The organism is Neobacillus sp. BP17 (assembly GCF_059579525.1).
The window spans coordinates 413,929-436,267 of record NZ_CM184198.1; the positions used below are offsets into that span (position 1 = coordinate 413,929).

Consider the following 22,339-nt stretch of genomic DNA (forward strand, 5'->3'; position numbering starts at 1 on the left):
ATTATTGGTTATAATGATGAAAAAGCTGAAATAGTACTTCGGAGGTCAGATGATGAAACACTTTTACCAAGATGATAGTTTAACTCTGCATACGGATCTATATCAGATCAATATGGTGGAAACGTATTGGAGAGATGGAATACATAATAAACGAGCGGTCTTCGAACTATTTTTCCGTAAGCTTCCGTTCGGGAACGGTTATGCTGTATTTGCTGGATTGGAGAAAGTGATTCAGTTTATTAAAGGCTTCCGCTTTAGCGAGGAAGATCTTGAATATTTGAAAAATGAAGTAGGTTATCAGGAGGATTTCATTCAATATCTTAAAGATATCCGATTTACAGGAACTATATGTGCCATGGAAGAAGGCGAGCTTGTTTTCGGCAATGAGCCGATCATCAGGGTGGAAGCCCCCCTTGCAGAAGCTCAATTGATTGAAACAGCCTTGCTTAATATTGTGAATTACCAAACATTAATTGCGACCAAGGCATCGCGTATCAAGCAAGTTGTAGGCGATGAAGTAGCGGCGGAATTTGGCACAAGACGGGCACAGGAAATGGATGCGGCGATTTGGGGAACCCGAGCAGCCTATCTTGCCGGTTTTGAATCAACAAGTAATGTCAGAGCGGGAAAGCTGTTCGGTATTCCTGTATCGGGAACACATGCCCATTCGATGGTCCAAGCATATAAAGATGAATATACGGCCTTCATTAAATATGCCCAAACACATAAGGATTGTGTCTTTCTAGTAGATACATATGATACACTCCGTCTCGGTGTTCCAAATGCAATCAAAGTGGCTAAGGAGCTTGGAGATAAAATTAATTTTATCGGAATCCGCCTTGACAGCGGTGACCTTGCCTACCTTTCGAAAGAAGCACGCAAATTGCTCGATGAGGCTGGATTTACTGATGCAAAGATTGTTGCCTCCAGTGATTTAGATGAGTATACGATTATGAGTTTGAAATCACAGGGTGCCAAAATTGACAGCTGGGGGGTAGGGACCAAACTGATTACAGCTTACGATCAAGCTGCGCTCGGGGCGGTTTATAAAATTGTATCCATTGAGGACAATAACGGAAAAATGGAAGATACGATTAAAATCTCATCCAATCCAGAAAAGGTGACAACACCGGGATTAAAGAGGATTTATCGAATTATCAATAATACAAACAACCACGCCGAAGGGGATTATATTGCACTAGCCGATGAAAAGCTCCCTGAAAAAAGGTTGCGAATGTTCCATCCAACCCATACGTTCATGAACAAAGTGGTGACCAACTTTACTGCCAAAGAATTACATGTGAGAATTTTTTCTGATGGGGAACTTGTTTATGAAGTACCTTGCTTGGAAGAATCCCGTGATTATTTAAAGCAAAACCTCGTTGCCCTTTGGGACGAGTATAAGCGGATTACCAATCCGGCAGAGTATCCAGTTGACTTAAGTCAAAAATGCTGGGATAACAAAATGAGGAATATAGAAGAGGTCAAAGATAAAGTTGCGGCCATGAAAGGCGATCAAGAAGAGAGCTTTTAAATAAAATTAAGAAGGGCAGACTCCCAAGGGGGATTAATGAATCCCCGCTGGAGTCTGCCCTTTAGTTATTTTTGCTTAAAGAAATCCGTAAAGGCATGAAAAATTTCAATCCCTTGGTAGGTAAGCATGCTTGCGGCTGATATGGAAAAAAGGCCAATAATAATAAAGCGAATCCACATTATAATTTCCTCCCTTATCATTGATTGATATCAAAATGATTCGGGAGCATAGATCACATAGTTAGATTGATGAAATTTCGGTATTAGAAAAATAAAGCTTCTGATAAAAATGATGGATAGATAAACAAGGGGAGCGGCAACTGCAGCTAGGATGACCGGCAGGACAAGAAGAATGGGTAAGTCCATGGGCAGCTTCTTGTCATCGTCCCATTGCCCTTTCACCTTGGCATCATCTATGTTGATGATGGCCTTGAAATGGGTATGAGAGTGGGAAAGTGAATATGAAAAGTGAAGAAAGGTGAAAGCAAGGAAGGCAAGGAGCAACGGAATGGTAAGGTTATTTTTCATCTTCATCAATATCCACTCCTTCCAATAATGAGATTGTTTTAATCATATACACTTTTATTATATTTGAAAATAAAAACATTCTGACAATTTTCTTGGTTTTTTTGAAAAAAAGGCGCTTGCCACGGCCAAGTTTCGCAATCAACCATGCTTTGTGTTACAATCTTAGCAGTCAAAATGTGAAAAGGAAGAAACGAATGAGCAGAATCTTACCGGTTAATAAAAATGATTTTATAGATGTAGTGTTTGAAGATCTAACCCATGATGGGGCGGGTGTGGCCAAGGTTGATGGGTACCCGTTATTTGTTCCCAACGGACTGCCGGGCGAAAAGGCAAAAGTGAAGGTTATTAAGACGGGCAAAGGGTATGGCTTTGGTCGGTTGGTGGAGTTTTATGAAAAAAGCCCTGATCGAGTCGAGATTGACAGCCGAGATTTCCATAAATATGGAGGCTGTCAGCTCGAGCACCTTAGTTATGAAGGTCAGCTAAGGTATAAGGTAAACCAAGTTCGTCAGGTACTTACACGGATTGGTAAATTAGAGGATGTCGTTGTACATCCCATATTAGGAATGGATCAGCCCTTTCATTACCGCAACAAGGCACAGGTGCCGGTGGGGGAAAAGGATGGTAAATTGATTGCGGGCTTTTTTAAACCAAGGAGCCATGAAATTGTTGATACGAACGAAAGTGTCATTCAACTGCCTGAAATAAATGAAGCAGTTCAGACGGTGAAGGAAATTTGCAGTGAGTTAGGGATTCCTGCCTATCATGAGGAATCACATAAAGGTGTACTCAGACATATTATGGCCCGTTATGGTCAGCAAACAGGCGAACTCATGGTGGTCATTATCACAAGGACGACAGACCTTCCCCAAAAAGACAAGCTAGTGGAGCAAATCGTTGCGCGGCTCCCAAAGATCAAGTCGATTATCCATAATGTGAATTCCAAACGGACGAACGTGATTATGGGGGCGACAACGAACGTTTTATGGGGCAACGAAGTCATTTATGACTATATTGGCGATGTGAAATTTGCAATTTCCGCCCTGTCCTTTTATCAGGTTAATCCTGTTCAAACAAAGGTTTTATATGATAAGGCGCTTGAATACGCGGACCTTAGCGGAGAAGAAAGCGTGATTGATGCCTACTGTGGGATCGGAACGATTTCTTTATTTTTAGCACAAAAAGCACGGAAGGTATTTGGTGTAGAGGTAGTTCCAGAGGCGATTGAGGATGCGAAGCGGAATGCCGCATTAAACGGAATGGAAAATACCGAGTTTGCTGCTGGGGAAGCCGAGGTTGTGATTCCAAAGTGGTATAAAGAAGGAAATGCCGCGGATGTCTTGGTCGTTGATCCTCCGCGTAAAGGCTGCGATGAAGCTTTGCTTCAAACAATCATCGAGATGAAACCGAAAAAAGTCGTTTATGTATCTTGTAATCCAGCTACCCTAGCAAGGGATTTGCGGATTTTGGAGGACGGAGGATACAAAACGGTGGAAGTGCAGCCAGTTGATATGTTTCCTATGTCCACACACGTCGAGTGTGTAGCTCAACTTATTTTAAAGTAAGGCAACTAACCCGTTTGGGTGTTGCCTTTTTACGTTTCTTGGTTTGAGATTACTTAGTTGTTTCTTCTTTATAGCTGCATATTATCATTCATAATCCTAAATTAAGGAGCACCAATCCCCTTCATTACCTGACCTACTAATGTATCAATAAATTTTAAGTCTACCTTTTTCTTATATATAAGGATACGAAAGTATATAGGGCCGTATAACATATCTGACACAACATCTAAATTAATTCCTGCTTGAATTTCACCCTGAGCAATGGCACGCTCAAGAATTAATATAGCATCCTCGCGGCGAGGTTTAAGATAATTGGTGTAGAAGGCTTTTGCTATCTCCGAATCCTCTCCGCTTTCTGCAACAAGGGCTACCACCGTTCTTCCAAGGATACTGTTAAAAACATTTGCAAGAGTGTGAAGCTGTTGACAGAAATTTTCACGAATCGAAGTGTTTTCTTGGAAATACAAACGGGATTCAGTTGACATAAGAAAGGCATCAAGCACGAGAATTGATTTGTTAGGCCACCAACGATAGATGGTGGCTTTTCCGACACCTGCACGAGCAGCAATGGCTTCAATGGTCAATGTTGAATACCCAGATTCCTCTAGTAATTCAATGGTCGCGTTAAGAATAGCAGTTTTAGATGCCTCACTTCGAGGTCTTCCTACTGAGTGTTGTTTAGATTGTTTTTTTTCTGACATGTTCATTCCTCACTTAAATCGGTGTAGGTGTAATAGTGATATTCGCATATCATGATTTTAATCAATTTAACAACATTTATCCAAGGAAAATAAACCGTTACACAGCAATTTCATTGTCCTTATTTTTTATCTTCATTTCTACTTTCTTTGGACGCCAAATTTGCTCAAATATTAGAGCCACTAACATTCCGACCATTACACCATTGCTAAACACATATTGCAAGACAGTTGGTAAGGCTGAAAAGACAGCATTTGGTAAGAACATAACCCCTGTTCCTAGTGAAAGAGCAGTACTAAGAATGGTCAACCGTCTTTGGTCAAGAGGTTCTTTAAGAACAGAACTAATACCTATTCCTGCCATTGAAGTAAATGAGGCAAGCATAGCGGCATAGGCAATCGGACCTGGGAGCATAGCAAAAAGCGAATACACCTTTGGGAAAAAGGAAATAACTGCTAGAGATATACTGGCGATAAAGAATGGCAGCAGACGGCTTTGACCCGTCATCCGTACAAACCCTGCCGCCACAGAAAATGGAACAACTCCGACTGTCGAGAAGACAGAGGACAAAATTGTACCTATTCCACTGATAATACCAGAACTCTTAAGTGAACCCTCTTTTCGCAATGCATTGTCGTGAGTACTTTCATTTGCTTTTTCACTGAACACTTGTTTCATGGCCGCTACACTGGCAATAATGCTGGAAATTAATACAAATGTCACCATAATGGATGAAACAAACATACCCGCATCAAGCTTAGGCATCCCCCATGCGAAAACATCAGGTAATGAAATAAAAGAGGACGTTTTAGGCATAGGTTGTGAACCGAAAAATAGAATAAAAGCGATTGAACCTACAACCATACCAATAAGAACTGCATAACTTTTTAACCAACCCTTTCCCCAAACAGAAAGAGCAAGTACAAGAATGAAGATTGCAAAAGAAAGAATGACAATTCCAGGCTGAATCTTCGTTGACTTATCACTGACCCCAATCATTCCTTTAAGGAACATTCCGCTTAACTGAAAGCCGAGAATGGTCAAGTAAACTCCGTTAACAAGTGGGGTAAACAGTTTCAGTAATTTGTTCATCCATCCTGTTACACCAACGATAATGAGAAAAACCCCCGTTAAAAGCATGGCACCTTCCAATAATTGTAGTGATCCGCCAGCTTTGTCTACCCCTTGTACGACAGCCATTTGGCCCATTAATGTAAATACCCCAAGCCATATTCCAGCTGGGCCGTCAGGTATAGGCAAACGGTGTCCTAACCAGCCCGATAATAAAGATGATACCCCAACAACTAAAAAGGTTCTTTGCATCAATCCAGAAATCTCTAATGGAGAGAGTTGAAAGACCTGGCCTATGATAATAGGAATCGTAAGCGAATTAGCTATTAAAAAAATAAACCATTGAAGTGAACCAATACTTGTATCTAATTTTATATTTTTCATAATCTATCCCTTTCTTTATATGAAGTATAATAACGCACATTTTAATTATAAAACGATACGTTCTGTTTTGTATTATATATCATTTTAAAAATTTTTCAACCATGTTTTTTCAAGTTTTGGGCAAATTGCAGATGATAAATAAAATTAGAAAAGGAGAATGCGAAAGAAGAGAAACAGATAAATAAACTTTTTATATAGGCAGTGTGAAAAATGGGTTTTATTGAAAGACTATTTGAGAAACTAATTGGTAAATCCTTACGTTAAAGCAGAATATTATCAATAAGAATAATTAACCCATTGTTTATTAGGAAAATGAAGAAATTTAAAGGGAGAGAAATTGCCAATGCCATGATTAATGCAGCTCAAATACAATACGAAAAAGTTAAGGTTTATAATTGGGGGAAAATAGGAGAAATTTCAAGATGAATTTCTAAGGACTTTGGGGACTTATTCAGGCAACTAACCCTTTGGGAATTGCCTTTCCAAGGTTTTTTAATGATTGACAAATTTGTTCACATAATTGTAGAAAAGCTTTTGAAAAGAGTAAATTTATATGACTTCTAATGTGATATTATTTTATCTGTAGGAGGTAACAAAATGGAAGCATGACAAAAAAATAATTACTTTTTCATTTGGACGTTTATGTCCTCTATCACTTTCCCCATCATAACAATGATTTTAAGAAAACCTCGAAGAATACATCCAACTAGTAAATTTTGCAAACGTTTTCTAATAACCACATATTGAATCCACACTTTTTTCTGCTTTAACATCCATTCTTTTCATATTTTTTCGGATAATTTGTTTTATAAAAATAGACCTGAAGGGATAGGTCTGTTTTGTAAACATATATCATTTAAAAGATTCCTAGACTATGATTTCTGGTACGTAAATGTTATCTGAAGGAGGATAATTTAATGGGTCACGATATATCAGGATACAATAAAGCAGGGCAAGAAATTGCTTATGCTCGTTTTAGCATGGGGAATTATAATGCTATCATTTTGTATGATTTACTTGATGCATATAAGTACTATGCGGGAGTTAGCGGGTCAGGGGGCAGTTCTACCTTCTCGAAACAACAAATAGTAAAGGTTGTGAATGCCTACAAGCAATTTTTTAACACTGGTGAGTCCCTGTCAGAAAGTGATTCCCTGCCATGGGACCAAAAACAAATCTTGAATTTTATCCAAAATTGTTTAGCAACAGCAAAAATAGAAGGTAGTGTAAAAGTGTATTTTGGCTAATGCTTTAAGTCTGTTCGCTAAATTTTCCAATTTCGCGCTGAAATGAAACGTTAAATTTATGGCATCTACAAAAAATTGTAGATGTTTTTTTTATGGGAATTATCTAAATTTTTTGTATTATAAAAATGATATAATATAAAGAAGATTATTGGAAGCACAGCTTATGAATAAATAAAGATCTCCACAAAACTTTACTGAGAGGAAACGTTTCCATGAATTTTCAATCTGTTGTTGCAAATGTTCCTGATTACAAAGCTTTTCTGACGGTTGATGAAATGGATGACAGCTGCAGGAAGCTTGCTAATGAGTTTCCTGATATCGTTACTGTTTTTGAAATTGGAAAATCACGAAAGGGACATTCCATTTTATGTTTGAAAATTGGGGATGGACCAAAGAACGCTTTATGCTTTGCCTGTCCTCACCCTAATGAACCGATTGGAGCCATGACACTAGAGTACTTTTCTCGTGCTTTGGCTGAGAGTGATGAGTTACGAGAAGGGTTAGGCTTTACATGGTACATGATTAAATGTATCGATCCAGATGGTGTTCATCTAAATGAAAACTGGTTCAAAGGACCGTTTAATGTCTATACCTACACGAAAAACTATTATCGGCCAATCGGCTATGAACAGGTAGAATGGACTTTTCCGATTGACTACAAAGAACTGCATTTTCATAATCCGCTTCCTGAAACCCAAGCTTTAATGAAATTAATACAAGAGATCAAGCCGGAGTTTATGTATTCGCTCCATAATGCAGGATTTGGGGGAGCTTATTGGTACATCACACATGATCTGCCAGAGCTGTATGAAGGCTTGAGGAATTCAGCTTTAAAACAAGGCATTCCATTGAACTTAGGAGAGCCAGAGGAACCTTTCATAACGAAATTTTCTCCGGCTGTCTTTAAAAATATGACAATTGCTGAAGCGTATGATTTCATTGAAAAATTTAGTGGAGAAAAGCCAAAAATAAAAAATGGCACTTCAAGTTCAGACTATGCTTCAAGCGTATCGGACTGTGTAACTCTTCTGACTGAACTGCCTTATTTCTTTGATTCGAGGATTGAGGATTTGAGTGAGGGGGATATCACACGGAAAGAGGCCATTTTCCAGAATGTAAAACAATCACAAACTCATTTTACTTACTTAGATAAGTTGTTAACTGAGGTTCGCCCTTATATTAGTGAACAGAATCCATTTGTAAAATTTGTAGAAGAAGTGATTCAGTATATTAGAGAAGGCAGTGAAGCCAAGATTAATTGGGCTGAAAGTAATCCTGAATTTGAAAAAATGGCTTCCATTGCAGAGATTTTTGATAATTTACAAGTTGCCAAGTTTTACAATGGCTTGTACTTAGGGTTGACAGTTCGGACTTGTGAATATGAAATCGAGCAGCTTGGCCGGCAAAAAAATAGTGATAAGACAGCAATGAGCAAACTTATGGAAACTTACGAGAAAGGTGAGCAATTTTTAAATGAATATTGTGAAAACCTTGAATATGAGCTTGATTATACAGCGATTCCGATTCAAAAGCTTGTGCGAATACAGGTGGAGAGCGGACTAATAGTGGCAAATTATATTCGTGAAAATCGATAAAGATAAACACGGAAGAACCTTGTTGTATTGTCTGTAAAAGACCTAAAATGATAGAGGGGAGTGTAGTAATGCCGCTACCTATGCTTACACATAAAGATAAAATTGAAACAGAGGATGAATTACGTTCAATTATGGGGGCACCTAGTGAACTAGTTAGAAAAAAGGTGATTTCCTATATAGACAATCATTGTAAGGATTTTATTTCACGTTCACCTTTTCTAGTCATTTCTACTTCTGATGCTTCCGGATATTGTGATGTTTCTCCTCGTGGAGACATGCCTGGGTTTGCACTTGTACTTGATGATAAGCATATCGTTATTCCAGAAAGACCAGGGAATAAAAGAATAGATACAATGCGTAACATTTTATCCAATCCAAGGGCAGGTCTTCTTTTTTTAATACCTGGATTAGGAGAGACGTTAAGAGTGAATGGAAAAGCGTATCTGGTGAAAGATGACATCCTCCTTGAACGAATGGCACATCATGGGAAGAAACCTTTAGTAGGGATCTGCATTGAAGTGGAGGAATGCTTTATTCATTGTGCAAAAGCGATGAAACGTTCAGGCCTTTGGGAACCAGAAACATGGAGTGAAAAGGATTCACTTCCAAATGCAGCCAAAATCCTCTTAGACCATACCAAAATTCCCGATATGTCAGAAAAGGATTTGGAAAAGGTACTTCAAGAAGATTATAGGACCGAGCTCTATTAAAGGAAGATATAGAGTTTTCTTAAATAGCATCATATTGGTTATTTTTCGGAAAATTATGTACTTCAAATTATTAATATGTTATAGTAAGTGAAAATTCCATATCGTGTAAGAATTGGTGCCAAGCTAAGGCTTGGCTTAAAAGGGAAGAACGGTGTAATTCCGTCGCTGTCCCGCAACTGTAAATCGGAGTGAATCACAAATACCACTGTCTGTACGACGGGAAGGTGTGAGGAACGATGATGATAAGCCAGGAGACCTGCCAAATTCCAGTACACACCAAATACCTACGTGGAAATAGGTGGTGACCTTCATTTGTACGACAAGCGAGTTATGAGTATCAATGTTTTTGCATGTCTTTTAAACATAACTTTAACTTGATTGTAGAGCCATTTCCATTTTGCGGAGATGGCTTTTTTGTATTTGGGAATTTTGTAACTATAAAAAGGAGGAAGGAAAATGAATTTAGTCAGTACAGCAATTGGTTACCCATACATTGGTGATAACCGGGAATGGAAACGGTGTGTAGAATCTTATTGGAAGTCTGCGATCTCAGAGGAGCAATTTAGCTTAGAGATGAAAACAATCCGCTTAAATAATTTGAAGCGACAGCATTCATTAGGCTTGGATTTACTAACTGTTGGGGATTTTAGCTTTTATGACCGGATGCTAGACCATGCGGCAATGTTCGGAATGGTTCCAAATCGTTATCAGTGGACAGGCAATGAAGTAAATCTATCAACCTATTACGCAATGGCACGCGGGGGAAAGAATGTAGTAGCATGTGAAATGACAAAGTGGTTTAACACCAACTATCACTACATCGTTCCTGAGTATGAAGGCCAGTCATTAAGATTAACGAAGAATTACATCTTAGATTATTTCTTAGAAGCCAAACAGGAATTAGGTCTAATGACAAAGCCTACTTTAATCGGTCCTTTTACTTTTGTGAAATTAGCGAAAGGATACGATGCCAAATCGAAAGCATTGTTTATTTTAAAACTCCTGCCGCTCTATGCACAAGTATTGCAGCAACTTGTAAATGCAGGTGCTCAGTGGATTCAAGTGGAAGAACCCGCTTTGGTCCTTTCACTTACAGCAGATGATGTAAAACTAGTCCAGGAGATTTACAAACAATTAGCAGAACAAGTACCAGCTGCCCGAATCATGTTACAAACCTATTTTGAAGGACTATCAGTGTATGAAGAGCTATCTCATTTACCGGTTGCGGGGATTGGACTTGATTTCATCCATGGTTCTGAAGAGAATATGGCTTCACTTCGAAAACACGGCTTCCCACAAGACAAAGTATTAGGAATTGGCATCGTAAATGGACGGGATATTTGGCGGGCGAATTTGGCTGAAAAAGCATTTAATATAAAAGCTATTTTATTATTAAGCGGTGTAAAAGAAGCTTGGATTCAGTCTTCATGTAGTTTACAGCATGTACCTGTGACAACGAAGGCAGAAACTCGCTTAGATGCCACTTTAAAAAATGCTCTATCATTTGCTGATGAGAAAATTGTAGAGCTGACACAGTTAACAGCCTATGTGTGTGACGAGGCGTGGGCAGGAAATAAGAGTGTGTCACAAAGTATGAAAGCAACCCAAGCATTAGTGCAGCATGAGGCGAGGAAAAATGCACGGGTGAAGGGGCTTGAATTACAAGTAAAACCCGAACATTTTGCCCGTCCATTGACATTTAATGAACGCCAGCCTCTACAGAAGGTGGCATTAAATTTACCAGATTTTCCAACCACAACGATTGGCAGTTTCCCTCAGTCGGATCAAGTAAAACGTACACGCACAACCTGGCGGAAAAAGGAACTCACCGACGCTGAATACGCAGCGTTCTTGAAGGGTGAAACAGCTCGTTGGATTCAAATTCAAGAAGAGATTGGACTGGATGTTTTCGTCCATGGTGAATTTGAGCGAACGGATATGGTTGGATATTTTGGAGAAAAACTAGAAGGGTTTGCTTTTACAGAAAAGGCATGGGTGGTATCCTATGGTTCACGCTGCGTAAAACCACCAATTATTTTTGGTGATGTCGAGTGGGTCGCTCCAATGACCGTGAAGGAGGTAGAAGCGGCCCAGCAATTAACGTCTAAGTATGTGAAAGGGATGTTAACAGGTCCTGTCACCATCTTAAATTGGTCTTTTGTCCGTGATGATATTTCACGTGAACAAGTAGCCAGCCAACTCGCCTTAGCGCTGAGAGAAGAGATTCAAGCGTTAGAAGATGCAGGCATTGCGATAATTCAAGTAGATGAACCTGCATTGCGTGAAGGATTGCCATTACGTAAAGAAAAATGGTCGGAATATTTGGCGTGGGCGGTTAATGCCTTTAAGTTAGCCACCTCCAGTGTGAAAAATGAAACGCAAATTCATACCCATATGTGTTATTGCGAGTTTAATGACTTTATTGAGCCTATTCGTGCCCTTGATGCAGATGTTATTTCCATCGAAACGTCTAGAAGTCATGGAGAGTTGATTCAATCTCTTAAGCATAATCCATACGAACTTGGGATTGGTTTAGGAGTGTACGATATTCATAGTCCACGAGTGCCCAGTGTAGAAGAGATTAGTGCGATATTAAAAGATAGTGTCGAGGTTATTTCAAAAGAACAGTTCTGGGTGAATCCTGATTGTGGTTTAAAAACACGTCATGAAGAAGAAACCATTGCATCGCTTAAAAATTTGGTGACAGCAGCCCGGAAACTCCGCCAACAGCAGTGTCAAACGATTTAAACTGTAAGTGCCTTTTCCATTTTTGGGAAAGGCTCTTTGGGTTGTTTAATTAAACATCACCACCTAGGCAAATGTGCATAAAATGATGCAAGCACAATAATGGAGGTGTGATGTTCCCAAATGATGTTCCATCATGATTATAGAAATAATTCTTCAGATATTTATAGACAATACAAGCAATTACAGGCTCAAAATGAACAATTAAGAAAAAGAATAAAAGAATTAAAGGGACTTCTAAGGAATCAGAACCTAAGGGCAGATGACCAAAACTGGGAAATGCATTTAGCTGACCAAGGAAATACCAATTATTCTAGTGCCGCCTTGCCTGCTGATTTGACGTTATTGACGTTAAAGAAAGATCCCTTTAATAACGCTTCTGCGTTGTTTAGTGTAAATCGCAATCAGCTGTATTCGGCGGAACGGATTTCAAAAAAAGTACTCTCTGCCACTGACTTAGATACCTATAAAGAGAGATGGAATTTTTCAATAGAAGAGCAGAATGGGTTTCTTGACTTGATAGCAAGAGACGGAGTGATTTACACTTCAACGATGACTAAAATTTATGCGATACAGGATAACGGTACCTCTCCACAGACACTTTGGACCGTTGATAGCTTTGCGAATCGTCTCTTAATTGACCAGAATACCTTATATTATTTAACGAGAACTACCGAAGGTTTCGATGCAATTGGTACGGTAGATGTAACTACGGGTAAAAAGAGATGGAGTTATCCCCTTAAATTCCAAGAGCGGTTGGAAGGGGTTTTCGCTGCTGGTGATAATCGACTGTTTGCAAATATACGGAATCCAGTTCAAATGACATCCAAAATGTATGCATTCGATGCATCGACGGGCACGGTGCTTTGGACATTTGATCTGGATTCAAGCCTCCCTATTTATGGGGCCCCAGTCTATAAAGATGGAAAGCTTTACTTCGAAACGAAACCGGCGGCAACAAGAAATATTTGGGCATTAGATGCTGCAAGTGGAAGAACATTATGGAAGTTTAGCCCTACGGGTATGTTTACACAGCCTCTTTCTGTAGTGAGTGATTCCTTAATTGTTCTTGATGAGGCCAATATTATCGCGGTAGACAAAAATACCGGAGTACAGAAATGGAAGACCTTGTATGCAGAACAATTTGTTGCTGGTGGACTTCAGACCATTAAAGGGGCAAGTGGAATGGTCGTAGCCTCCGATAGAATTATTTTGGGAAATTACAACAAAATTAAATTCTTTAATAGCGCAAATGGTCAGCTTATTTATTCCACTCTTCAACTAACACCTACTACAGGCGCGTCTGGCTTGCGCCCAATCGGCGTCATCAAGGACACCATTTTTGTAACAGAGACGAATCAATTTCTATATACGTACGCTGTGCCAAAAACATCCCAGTTAGATACAGAAAAGCCAACGGCAACGATCGATTTGCCAGCAGTCAGTCAGCTTTCTATGCAGGATGGAAAGAACCAAATTAAAATTCCCATCACCATAAGTGAAACGGCAGATATGGAGGTAACCATTGTTGATGAAAGCGGCTGGGTAGTTCAGACTTGGTTAGGACGCTACTTGAAGGGGACAGCGAATTTTTATTGGGATGGAAAAAACAGCCGTGGCTTTAATGTAATCCGTGGAAATTACTATCCAATTGTAAAACTCACCGATCTTGCTGGGAATAAGAATGAATATACAGCACGTGACAAATCCATTCTGATTACAGAAGGTTTCGGTTTAACCTTGAAAAATTCCAACTTACGCTCGGCAGCCACCACTCAAAGCACCATCCTAACAACAATCCCTGCTGGTTCAGAAGTGGTGATAACTGGAGAAACGGGTGATTGGTATCAAATTGAGTACAGGATTATCAGTGCGGTTCTGAAAGGATATGTCTCCAAACCATTAATTAAAGTTCCATCCAATCAGGAGATTCAAGCAATCGAAAAGGCGAGGACAAGGACAAACGTCAATGTTAGAACCAATCCTGGAACTCAGTATGATACAAAGATTGTGCTTCCGATGAATACAGATATAAAAATTTATTCCGCAATCGGAGACTGGTATTCAATCGAATACAAGAAAGACAGCAGTACTTTGGATTCTGGGTATGTAGCAAAATTTACTGTAACCCTCCCAACGGTATCAACTGTTGTTTACACCGTTGTTGCGGGCGATTCTCTCTGGAAGATTGCCCAGAAGAATGGGGTTACGATTGACTCCATCGTTAAAGCCAATAACCTCGATCCTAATCAACCAATCTACATTGGCCAAAAACTAACCATAGTAAAATAATCCTTTTCCATGCATAGGTGAGAGATCAGAATATATGAAAGGTATAAAAAGAATTTATTTGACATTTCTAATCGACGTGTTAACATTATCCATGCAAGGGAATTTTTAAAAATGAATAGATAACAATCCGCTAGAGGTGCCTTTTTAAAGGGCTGAGATTGAAGTGATACTTCGGGACTCTATGAACCTGATCTGGGTTATACCAGCGTAGGGAAGTGGAAACATGGATATTTGAAGGATCATGTTTATATTTCAAATTATCAACCACTTTCTTATCAAAAGGAAGTGGTTTTTTGTTTTTCACTTTATTTCATTGAGCTTCAGATTCTGGATTATAGGGGGTGACTTGTATTTTAACTAGTGTTAAAGAGTTACATATTATATCCAATGGTCAAATGCCGATCGAGCAGCTATGTGAAATTGTCATGGATATTCATCCGTATGTAACCGCGATTCACTTACGCGAAAAACAAAAAACAGCGAGGGAACTTTTTCAAGCAGTGGAACTTCTAACAATGACAAACCTGCCGTTATTAAAGATTATCATCAATGATCGTGTGGATGTTGCCTTAGTTACAAAGGCTGGCGGGGTTCAATTAGCTTTTCATAGTTTAGATGCAGCCATTGTCAAAGGGAATTTTCCTCAGCTTAGGGTAGGAAGTTCCATCCATTCCTACGTGGAGGGACAAAAAGCAAAAGAAAAGGGTGCTGATTACGTCCTTTTCGGTCATGTCTTCCCTTCGCAATCAAAACCAGGAATGCCCCCTAGAGGTCTTGATGAATTATCAAGGATTACACAATTAGAGGTTCCGGTTATTGCCATTGGAGGCATAACTCCCGAGAATACAGGGCGGGTACTAGATGCTGGGGCAAAAGGAATCGCTGTCATGTCAGGAGTATTAGAAGCTCGCGATCCATTAGTAGCAGTAAAGGCTTATTTAAATGTATTAAGAGATGGAGATGGAACAAGTGGGAAATTCATTTGATGTTGCCATTATCGGAGGGGGGATTAACGGATCCTCTATTGCCTATCAACTATCAAAAATGGGCAAAAAAGTAATCATAATTGAGAAGGATAGATTGGCTTGCCAAGCTTCCAGTGCGGCGGCTGGTATGCTGGCAGCACAAGCGGAGATTGAACAAGATGGTCCTTTATTCCAATTGGCATTAAAGAGTCAAGCAATGTTTTCTACACTATCAAGTGAGTTATATGAATATACAGGAATTGATATCGAGTTTGTGAATAAAGGAATGCTGAAGATTGCAGAAACGGAAGAAATAGCAATAGAAGTAAAAAAACAGGTCAACTATCAAAGGAATTGGGATCCAATGATAAAATGGCTGGATTCAACGGAATTACTAGAAATGGAACCGTATTTGGCACCAAGTGTTGTTGGAGGTATGTATCTCCCTAACGATGGACATGTGCAGCCAGCAAAGTTAACAAAAGCGTTTGCAAATGCGGCTGTTTATTTCGGAGCGGAAATTCGTCAAAATACGGAGGTTCTTTCATTTATTTTTGAAAACGGTCAGGTTAAAGGGGTTAAAACGACCAATGGTGTCATACATAGTGAACAAGTTGTCGTGGCCACCGGAGCTTGGGCAGCGAAATTAATGCGTGAATCGGGGCTGGACATTAGCGTGTATCCTGTTAAAGGAGAATGCTTTTCCGTTCGAACGGAGGAGCCGATTATTAACACGACTATTTTTTCCGACAAACGCTGTTATCTGGTACCAAAACGCAATGGGGAAATTTATATTGGTGCTACCATGATTGAAAATACCTTTGATAACAAGGTTACCCCCGAAGGGATTGCTTCATTAATAGAAAGAGCGACTCAACTAGTCCCTCAGATTAAGGAAGCAGCATGGGAGCGGGTGTGGTCAGGATTCAGACCGCAGACAGGCGATGGAATCCCTTATATTGGCGAGCATCCAAGATGGAAGAGATTGTTCGTTGCAGCAGGGCATTTTCGAAATGGGATTTTATTAAGCCCTATTACAGGGAAGCTAGTAGCTGACCTGTTAGCTGACAGACCGCTAGATACGACTCTTCTTTCAGCATTTCACCTAGAAAGACACAAAGAAACGGTAGGTTAGGAGGTCAAACATGGAGGTAGTATTAAATGGCGAGTTAATCCAATTGCCAGATGAAGTTGAATTTGTTTCAGATGTTCTCAAACATTATGAAATCCAGGATAAGGTCATTGTTGTGGAAGTAAATGGTGAAATCTTAACCAAAATAGATCACCAAAGTACTAGATTAGCAGATAAAGATCGAATTGAAATAGTCCATTTTGTAGGAGGCGGTTGACATGTTAAAAATAGGTTCATTATCCTTTCAATCTCGTTTGTTTCTAGGAACAGGAAAGTATCCAAGCTACGACATCCAAAAGGAAGCAGTGGAAGTTTCCAAAGCAGAAATCCTCACGTTCGCGGTAAGACGAATGAATATTTTTGAATCAAGTCAGCCCAATTTTTTAGAACAGCTAGACACCAATAAATATACGCTGCTGCCAAATACAGCAGGTGCGAAAACAGCGGCAGAGGCCGTCCGTATCGCAAAATTAGCAAAAGCATCTGGCCTCTGCGATATGATTAAGGTGGAAGTGATTGGCTGTGATCAAACATTACTTCCTGACCCGATTGAAACCCTAAAGGCGACAGAAGAATTAGTAAAGGAAGGATTTATTGTCCTCCCTTATACCTCAGATGATGTTGTTTTAGCTAGGAAACTTCAAGAAGCAGGCTGTCATGCTGTCATGCCAGGGGCCTCGCCAATTGGATCTGGTCAAGGTATCATCAATCCCGTAAACCTTAGCTTTATTATCGAACAGGCTGTCGTTCCTGTTATTGTGGATGCTGGGATTGGCTCACCAGCCGATGCGGCTTTAGCGATGGAATTAGGAGCCGACGGCGTCTTATTAAATACGGCTGTGTCAGCGGCTAAGGATCCGGTAAAAATGGCAAAAGCAATGAGACTAGCAATTGAAGCTGGACGTTTAGGCTATGAGGCTGGCCGAATCGAGAAAAAGAGATATGCTTCAGCAAGCAGTCCAAAGGAAGGAATGAGTATCGGGTGATTAATCGGTACTCACGACAAGAACTTTTTTCACCCATTGGAAAAGACGGGCAGCAGCGAATTTCCGATAAACATGTACTCATAATTGGAATGGGAGCACTCGGATCAGCATGTGCCGAAGCACTTGCCCGCGCTGGGATTGGTAAACTAACCATTGTTGATCGTGATTATGTAGAATGGTCCAATTTACAGCGGCAGCAGTTATATACAGAGGAAGATGCCAAAAATCGAGTTCCTAAAGTAATAGCGGCCAAAAACCGCTTAACAGCGATTAACTCTTCTGTGAAAATAGAGGCAATCATTGCAGATGCCTCTGTGTCAGAGCTGGAAGACTGGGCCAAAAACGTTGATCTTATTATGGATGCAACGGATAATTTCGAAACAAGAATGATCATTAACGATGTATCCCAAATGTATGGTGTCCCCTGGATTTACGGTGCTTGCGTTGGAAGTTATGGAATCTCCTACACGATCATTCCTGAGAAAACACCTTGCCTTTCTTGTTTAGTAGAGACCGTTCCTCTAGGAGGATTAACCTGTGATACAGCTGGAATTATTAGTCCAGCTGTGAACATGGTCGTTTCTTTTCAAATAAGTGAAGCATTGAAAATCTTGGTGAGTGACTTGGATTCATTGCGAAATAAACTTGTTTCTTTTGATTTATGGAAAAACCAATATAGTTCCATACAAGTAGATAAGTTGAAAAAGAGGGATTGTCCTTCTTGCGGGGAAGAACGTACTTACCCTTATTTATCATTCGAAAATCAAACAAAGACAGCCGTCCTATGTGGAAGAGATTCAGTTCAGATTCGTCCTGCGATTCCAATGGTTCGTGATTTGGAGGCTTTAGAAAAATTATTTGCGATTCGAGGAGGAGCCGTGGAGAGAAATCCCTACCTTTTATCGTATACTGTGAATCCTCACCGATTAGTAGTTTTTAGAGACGGAAGGGTTTTAGTGCATGGAACGAAGGATATTTCCAAAGCAAAGGCTCTATACCATAAATATTTGGGTTAATAAAAAAGCAAATAGACTAAACAGAAAAAATTAATTGAATATTTTTACAAATGGGTATAGTATTAAAGGTGGATATAGGGATATATGCTCTAGTCTACTTGTGAGTGTTAGAAAAAGGTCAGTGAACTCTTTTTATAGGCAATGAATCTCTAGACCTATTGATGCTAGAATTTAAGCCAAAATAAGCCGTAGAAACTATACGCTTATTTTGGCTTTTTGATTTTTTATATGAGAATTAAAGAGAGGTGGGGGAAAATGGAGAGGGATGAGATAAAACGTCTAAACTTTCTGCTTCAAATATATATCGATGTCAATGTGGATAAGGATTTCTCTGTTTTATCAAAAAATGCAGACCCATTCTTTATACTAAATATGGATGGGCGATTGGTGTATGTGAATGATGTTTGCGAAACTCTCTTAGGTTGCTCCATACCTGAATTATTACAGATGAGGTTGAGTCATATATTCCTCTCCAAATGTTTGAATGAATCACAAACGTTCTTCTTCGAAAAGAGCCGGGAAAAACTAACAAATTTTGATGCAAAGATTAATATGAGACCCGAATTATTAATGGATGTAAATGTTACTACATTTCCAATCCTCTTTAATAAGGAAGTGGTGGGGTCTTATGTGGTTTTAAAAGATATCACTCTAATTAAAAAAGAAAGACAATTACTATCGGAAAAGCAAGCGGTTGCAGGCCAATTAGCGGCAGGAATTGCCCACGAGATACGAAATCCGATCACAGCGATAAAAGGATTTTTACATTTAATGGCTAGGGATTATCATGGGGAGTCTATGTATTTTGATATTGTAGAGTCAGAGGTTACGCGTATTGAAGTAATTCTCAAGGAACTAATGGTACTGGCAACACCGATCAAAAAAAAGTATGAAAAATTGCCGATTAAGTCCTTATTGGATCAAGTCCTATCATTAATGGAATCACAAATGTTATTAAATAATATTCAAGTTGAAAAAAAGTTCTGCTTCCTCGAAGAATCCATTTTAGGGGATGGAAATCAATTAAAACAAGTATTTATCAATTATATTAAGAATGCAATTGAGGCTATGCCAGATGGCGGCAGGATTTTAATAGAAGGGTCCATTACCAAGGGGAAGCGTGTTCAGATTCGAATCATCGACCAAGGATGCGGCATCCCTCCCGAAATGATTAACCGAATAAATGAACCATTTTATACAACGAAGGAACATGGGACGGGGCTCGGAATGCCGGTAAGTTTTCAAATTATTGAGGAGCATAAGGGGAAAATTCATATTACCAGCAGCAATAAGGGAACCTGTATCGAAGTAAGTTTACCAATGTTGTCTTAAATTAAATGATTGCTAGTTGGGGAAATATCGTGTTAAAATGTTAGGGTCTAATGTCTTGCAGTCATTAGTTATGGCAGTTATATATAACCAGCACAAATATATCCTAATCACTTGTATGGTAAATGGAAGAAACTATAAAAATAGTCGTCTTAGCCGTGACCTAACTTCTTTTCCTAGAAGTTAGGTCTTTTTATTTTCCTGAAAGGAGAAGTTAATGAGTAAATCTACACAAGAGAATTTGCTATATCTTAGCAGTACATTTAGTAAGCTCCTCAAGCGCAGATTTGGTAAGGGTCCAGAAACTTGTACGATGATGTCAAAAGGAAACCGATTATATATATACATGCGAAACTTTATTACGCCGGCAGAGGAAGTCTTGTTGGAAAATGATCAGTTGATGTTGGTCCATAATTTTCGTTCAGCCGTAATCAATGCGGTCATCAATGAGTTTAAACATGAAGTTTCGAAAGTATTTGGAGGGGGAATTGATCATTTTTTCCATGATTGGAATTATGATTCGAATACAGGAATTATTCTGTTAGAAAATGTTCCATCTAGTGATGAAGTTAAAATGGAAGAAGACTTTGAGAAGACTCTGTTTAACTTGATTGATTTTGTAGGGACCCGTTATCATAAACGACCGGTTGGTTTAAAGGTAGTAAAGTTTACACAAAATATTTGTGCGATTGAAGCGAGAGATGTCCTCTTGCAACTAGAGAGCTTAGCATATGAACAAGGAAATCTCGATCTGCTGCTTCATCAAGCAAGGGAAATCAAAAGCGGTTATTTGAAAAATAAGAGTATATTTGAGGATCTGTTTAATCGCATCATTGAAGATATATTCATTGTTTGGGATTATGAAAAGAACCGAAACTATCTCATTTTTGTTTTTTACAAAGAATATCAATGAATCGAAAACATGTGGCAAAAGGATTTTCCTGCTTGCCGCATGTTTTTTTTTAACAAGTTGAGCCTTGGTACATAATAAATGATGAATTGATTTGTATCTGCTTAAGGAGTAGAAATGGATGATTAACCAAAACAAGGAAGAATTTATTAGTAGTTATATTAGTAAGTTGTTAAGAAAAAATTTTGGAAAAGGCCCGCAGACGTGTCGGACCACCCTGTCTAAAAATCACCTCGTCACGTATATTCGCGGGTTTTTAACCCCAATGGAAGAAATCTTGTTACAACAGGGACAGAATAGGTATGTTGACGATATAAGAGCAGCTATTATTAACCATGTCTTGGATGAAATAACAGGGGTAGTAAAAGTGACTCTGGAAGTCAATGTAGAAGAATACTATCATGATTGGAACTTCCCAAATAATACGGGCATTCTTATTTTTGTATTAGAAGAAATGATAGGTCAGGTTAGTCAAGCGGATATAGATATGCAAAGGTTAGAATCGGAGGTTGGGCGGCTAAGCTGCTTAGTTGAAAAAGTACCTGATCATATCCATACCTATCCCATTTCACCAACCGTTTATTTAGTTGAAAGAAGCGGTATACTTGTCCCTATTGAAAAGGCACTTATTGAAAAAGGGTTTGAAAAAGAACTTAGATTCACAAAAGATGAGTTAGAAAAAGTATATTTCCACCGTGAAGGCAGATTTGAGGACATTTTTAAAAAATCAGTACGAGACATCTTTATTGATTGGAATTTTAAAGCAGATAAATCATTAATGGCCTTCATGCTTGGATCATAAGGATATGTAAATAAAAAGGCTCTTCCTAATTTTCATTAGGGAGAGCCTCTTGTGTAAAGGATTAGCAACCGTATTTCTGCTATGATCGTGAAGCGACCTTATTCAAGAACTGTAAAGTCCGTTGATTTTGGGTGTTCTCAAATACCTCTTCAGGAGTTCCTTTTTCTACGATAACTCCCTGGTCCATGAAAATGACTTGGTCGGCCACATCTTTAGCAAAGTTCATTTCATGGGTTACAATGACCATTGTCATATTTTCCTTGGATAAATCTTTCATAACCTTTAAAACTTCACCAACTAACTCTGGATCTAATGCAGAAGTAGGTTCATCAAAAAGCAGAACTTTAGGTTCCATAGCCATAGCTCTGGCGATCCCCACACGTTGTTGCTGTCCGCCAGATAATTGATGAGGATACATCTCGGCACGTTCTTTCAGACCAACTTTATCCAGAAGGGTTCTTGCTTTCGTTTCTGCTTCTGCTTTTGACCTTTTAAGAACAGTGGTCTGACCTTCCATTACATTTTCAAGAGCGGTCAAATGTGGAAAAAGATTGTAGTTTTGAAAGACCATACCCGTATTTTTACGAAAAGAAACAAGTTCCTTTGCCTTCATTTTGTGGTTTTGCTCAAAATTTATCGATTGTTCCCCAAGTTTAATCGAACCTTGATTAGGCACTTCCAACAGGTTAAGGCAACGCAGTAACGTTGTTTTTCCAGAACCGGAAGGACCAATAATCACGGCTGTTTTTCCTGTTGGGATGGTCAAATCAATCCCTTTTAATACCTCAAGCTGACCAAAACTTTTATGCAAATTGTCTATGTGAATCATT

19 protein-coding genes and 2 riboswitches are annotated in these 22,339 nt (G+C 39.1%); of the genes, 15 read left to right on the top strand and 4 right to left on the bottom strand.

Annotated features, from left to right (window positions below; all coding sequences use genetic code 11):
- Positions 1-52: 52 nt before the first annotated feature.
- Complete coding sequence (locus tag AC4QJR_RS02070; RefSeq protein WP_496526593.1) at positions 53-1,534, top strand: nicotinate phosphoribosyltransferase; 1,482 nt, start codon at positions 53-55, stop codon at positions 1,532-1,534.
- A gap of 209 nt (positions 1,535-1,743) precedes the next feature.
- On the opposite strand, the gene AC4QJR_RS02075 is transcribed toward AC4QJR_RS02070, so the two are convergent.
- On the bottom strand, positions 1,744-2,067 hold the full coding sequence (locus AC4QJR_RS02075; protein ID WP_496525105.1) for a hypothetical protein: 324 nt from the start codon (positions 2,065-2,067) through the stop codon (positions 1,744-1,746).
- A gap of 188 nt (positions 2,068-2,255) precedes the next feature.
- Here AC4QJR_RS02075 and rlmD point away from each other — a divergent pair, with 188 nt between their 5' ends.
- Complete coding sequence (rlmD, locus tag AC4QJR_RS02080) at positions 2,256-3,626, top strand: 23S rRNA (uracil(1939)-C(5))-methyltransferase RlmD (RefSeq protein ID WP_496525106.1); 1,371 nt, start codon at positions 2,256-2,258, stop codon at positions 3,624-3,626.
- Positions 3,627-3,727: 101 nt separating this feature from the next.
- On the opposite strand, the gene AC4QJR_RS02085 is transcribed toward rlmD, so the two are convergent.
- Positions 3,728-4,327, bottom strand: coding sequence for a TetR/AcrR family transcriptional regulator (locus tag AC4QJR_RS02085; protein ID WP_496525107.1), 600 nt, complete (start codon positions 4,325-4,327; stop codon positions 3,728-3,730).
- Between the two features lie 97 nt (positions 4,328-4,424).
- Positions 4,425-5,780, bottom strand: a complete 1,356-nt coding sequence (locus AC4QJR_RS02090) for a purine/pyrimidine permease (protein ID WP_496525108.1) — start codon at positions 5,778-5,780, stop codon at positions 4,425-4,427.
- Positions 5,781-6,697: 917 nt separating this feature from the next.
- On the opposite strand from AC4QJR_RS02090, the gene AC4QJR_RS02095 reads away from it, so the two are divergent.
- The 13 genes from AC4QJR_RS02095 (at position 6,698) to AC4QJR_RS02155 (ending at position 21,509) form a co-directional block, all read left to right on the top strand.
- Positions 6,698-7,027, top strand: coding sequence for a hypothetical protein (locus tag AC4QJR_RS02095; RefSeq protein ID WP_496525109.1), 330 nt, complete (start codon positions 6,698-6,700; stop codon positions 7,025-7,027).
- A gap of 212 nt (positions 7,028-7,239) precedes the next feature.
- Complete coding sequence (locus AC4QJR_RS02100; RefSeq protein ID WP_496525110.1) at positions 7,240-8,622, top strand: M14 family zinc carboxypeptidase; 1,383 nt, start codon at positions 7,240-7,242, stop codon at positions 8,620-8,622.
- A gap of 68 nt (positions 8,623-8,690) precedes the next feature.
- Positions 8,691-9,332 (top strand): pyridoxamine 5'-phosphate oxidase family protein, encoded by a 642-nt coding sequence (locus tag AC4QJR_RS02105; RefSeq protein ID WP_496525111.1) that lies wholly within the window; start codon positions 8,691-8,693, stop codon positions 9,330-9,332.
- Positions 9,333-9,428: 96 nt separating this feature from the next.
- A riboswitch (cobalamin riboswitch) is annotated at positions 9,429-9,610 on the top strand.
- Positions 9,611-9,788: 178 nt separating this feature from the next.
- Positions 9,789-12,080, top strand: a complete 2,292-nt coding sequence (metE, locus tag AC4QJR_RS02110) for a 5-methyltetrahydropteroyltriglutamate--homocysteine S-methyltransferase (RefSeq protein ID WP_496525112.1) — start codon at positions 9,789-9,791, stop codon at positions 12,078-12,080.
- Between the two features lie 120 nt (positions 12,081-12,200).
- Positions 12,201-14,369: an outer membrane protein assembly factor BamB family protein gene (locus AC4QJR_RS02115; RefSeq protein ID WP_496525113.1), complete on the top strand. Its 2,169-nt coding sequence runs from the start codon at positions 12,201-12,203 to the stop codon at positions 14,367-14,369.
- Between the two features lie 122 nt (positions 14,370-14,491).
- A riboswitch (TPP riboswitch) is annotated at positions 14,492-14,600 on the top strand.
- Between the two features lie 110 nt (positions 14,601-14,710).
- A complete protein-coding gene (gene tenI / locus AC4QJR_RS02120) occupies positions 14,711-15,355 on the top strand; it encodes a thiazole tautomerase TenI (RefSeq protein ID WP_257148359.1) in 645 nt (214 codons plus the stop codon).
- A complete protein-coding gene (gene thiO, locus AC4QJR_RS02125) occupies positions 15,330-16,469 on the top strand; it encodes a glycine oxidase ThiO (RefSeq protein ID WP_496525114.1) in 1,140 nt (379 codons plus the stop codon). Before tenI ends, thiO begins: the two co-directional genes overlap by 26 nt.
- Before the next feature lie 10 nt (positions 16,470-16,479).
- The gene (gene thiS / locus AC4QJR_RS02130; protein WP_496525115.1) at positions 16,480-16,683 is read left to right on the top strand and encodes a sulfur carrier protein ThiS; all 204 of its coding nucleotides are present in this window, start codon (positions 16,480-16,482) and stop codon (positions 16,681-16,683) included.
- 1 nt (position 16,684) lies between these two features.
- On the top strand, positions 16,685-17,452 hold the full coding sequence (locus AC4QJR_RS02135) for a thiazole synthase (protein ID WP_098571027.1): 768 nt from the start codon (positions 16,685-16,687) through the stop codon (positions 17,450-17,452).
- A complete protein-coding gene (locus AC4QJR_RS02140; RefSeq protein ID WP_496525116.1) occupies positions 17,449-18,468 on the top strand; it encodes a thiazole biosynthesis adenylyltransferase ThiF in 1,020 nt (339 codons plus the stop codon). The genes AC4QJR_RS02135 and AC4QJR_RS02140 overlap by 4 nt, the downstream gene beginning before the upstream one ends.
- Positions 18,469-18,723: 255 nt before the next feature.
- On the top strand, positions 18,724-19,800 hold the full coding sequence (locus AC4QJR_RS02145) for an ATP-binding protein (protein WP_180229933.1): 1,077 nt from the start codon (positions 18,724-18,726) through the stop codon (positions 19,798-19,800).
- Positions 19,801-20,014: 214 nt separating this feature from the next.
- Positions 20,015-20,710 carry a Na-translocating system protein MpsC family protein gene (locus tag AC4QJR_RS02150; protein ID WP_251461308.1) on the top strand — a complete coding sequence of 232 codons (696 nt, stop codon included), beginning with the start codon at positions 20,015-20,017 and terminating at the stop codon, positions 20,708-20,710.
- Positions 20,711-20,828: 118 nt separating this feature from the next.
- Positions 20,829-21,509 (top strand): Na-translocating system protein MpsC family protein, encoded by a 681-nt coding sequence (locus tag AC4QJR_RS02155; RefSeq protein ID WP_496525117.1) that lies wholly within the window; start codon positions 20,829-20,831, stop codon positions 21,507-21,509.
- Between the two features lie 79 nt (positions 21,510-21,588).
- Here the strand turns inward: AC4QJR_RS02155 and AC4QJR_RS02160 are convergent, their stop codons facing one another.
- Entirely contained in the window at positions 21,589-22,338 is a 750-nt protein-coding gene (locus tag AC4QJR_RS02160; RefSeq protein WP_098571022.1) for an amino acid ABC transporter ATP-binding protein, read from the bottom strand.
- Position 22,339 lies beyond the last annotated feature (1 nt).

Bases quoted from the DNA above. Each gene is read 5' to 3' on its own strand.
- AC4QJR_RS02160 (WP_098571022.1), bottom strand. From the start codon at position 22,338: ATGATTCACATAGACAATTTGCATAAAAGTTTTGGTCAGCTTGAGGTA.
- AC4QJR_RS02145 (WP_180229933.1), top strand. From the start codon at position 18,724: ATGGAGAGGGATGAGATAAAACGTCTAAACTTTCTGCTTCAAATATAT.
- thiO (WP_496525114.1), top strand. From the start codon at position 15,330: ATGGAACAAGTGGGAAATTCATTTGATGTTGCCATTATCGGAGGGGGG.
- thiS (WP_496525115.1), top strand. From the start codon at position 16,480: ATGGAGGTAGTATTAAATGGCGAGTTAATCCAATTGCCAGATGAAGTT.
- AC4QJR_RS02070 (WP_496526593.1), top strand. From the start codon at position 53: ATGAAACACTTTTACCAAGATGATAGTTTAACTCTGCATACGGATCTA.
- AC4QJR_RS02115 (WP_496525113.1), top strand. From the start codon at position 12,201: ATGATGTTCCATCATGATTATAGAAATAATTCTTCAGATATTTATAGA.
- AC4QJR_RS02085 (WP_496525107.1), bottom strand. From the start codon at position 4,327: ATGTCAGAAAAAAAACAATCTAAACAACACTCAGTAGGAAGACCTCGA.
- metE (WP_496525112.1), top strand. From the start codon at position 9,789: ATGAATTTAGTCAGTACAGCAATTGGTTACCCATACATTGGTGATAAC.
- AC4QJR_RS02150 (WP_251461308.1), top strand. From the start codon at position 20,015: ATGAGTAAATCTACACAAGAGAATTTGCTATATCTTAGCAGTACATTT.
- AC4QJR_RS02090 (WP_496525108.1), bottom strand. From the start codon at position 5,780: ATGAAAAATATAAAATTAGATACAAGTATTGGTTCACTTCAATGGTTT.
- rlmD (WP_496525106.1), top strand. From the start codon at position 2,256: ATGAGCAGAATCTTACCGGTTAATAAAAATGATTTTATAGATGTAGTG.
- AC4QJR_RS02155 (WP_496525117.1), top strand. From the start codon at position 20,829: ATGATTAACCAAAACAAGGAAGAATTTATTAGTAGTTATATTAGTAAG.
- AC4QJR_RS02095 (WP_496525109.1), top strand. From the start codon at position 6,698: ATGGGTCACGATATATCAGGATACAATAAAGCAGGGCAAGAAATTGCT.
- AC4QJR_RS02075 (WP_496525105.1), bottom strand. From the start codon at position 2,067: ATGAAGATGAAAAATAACCTTACCATTCCGTTGCTCCTTGCCTTCCTT.
- AC4QJR_RS02135 (WP_098571027.1), top strand. From the start codon at position 16,685: ATGTTAAAAATAGGTTCATTATCCTTTCAATCTCGTTTGTTTCTAGGA.
- AC4QJR_RS02105 (WP_496525111.1), top strand. From the start codon at position 8,691: ATGCCGCTACCTATGCTTACACATAAAGATAAAATTGAAACAGAGGAT.
- AC4QJR_RS02100 (WP_496525110.1), top strand. From the start codon at position 7,240: ATGAATTTTCAATCTGTTGTTGCAAATGTTCCTGATTACAAAGCTTTT.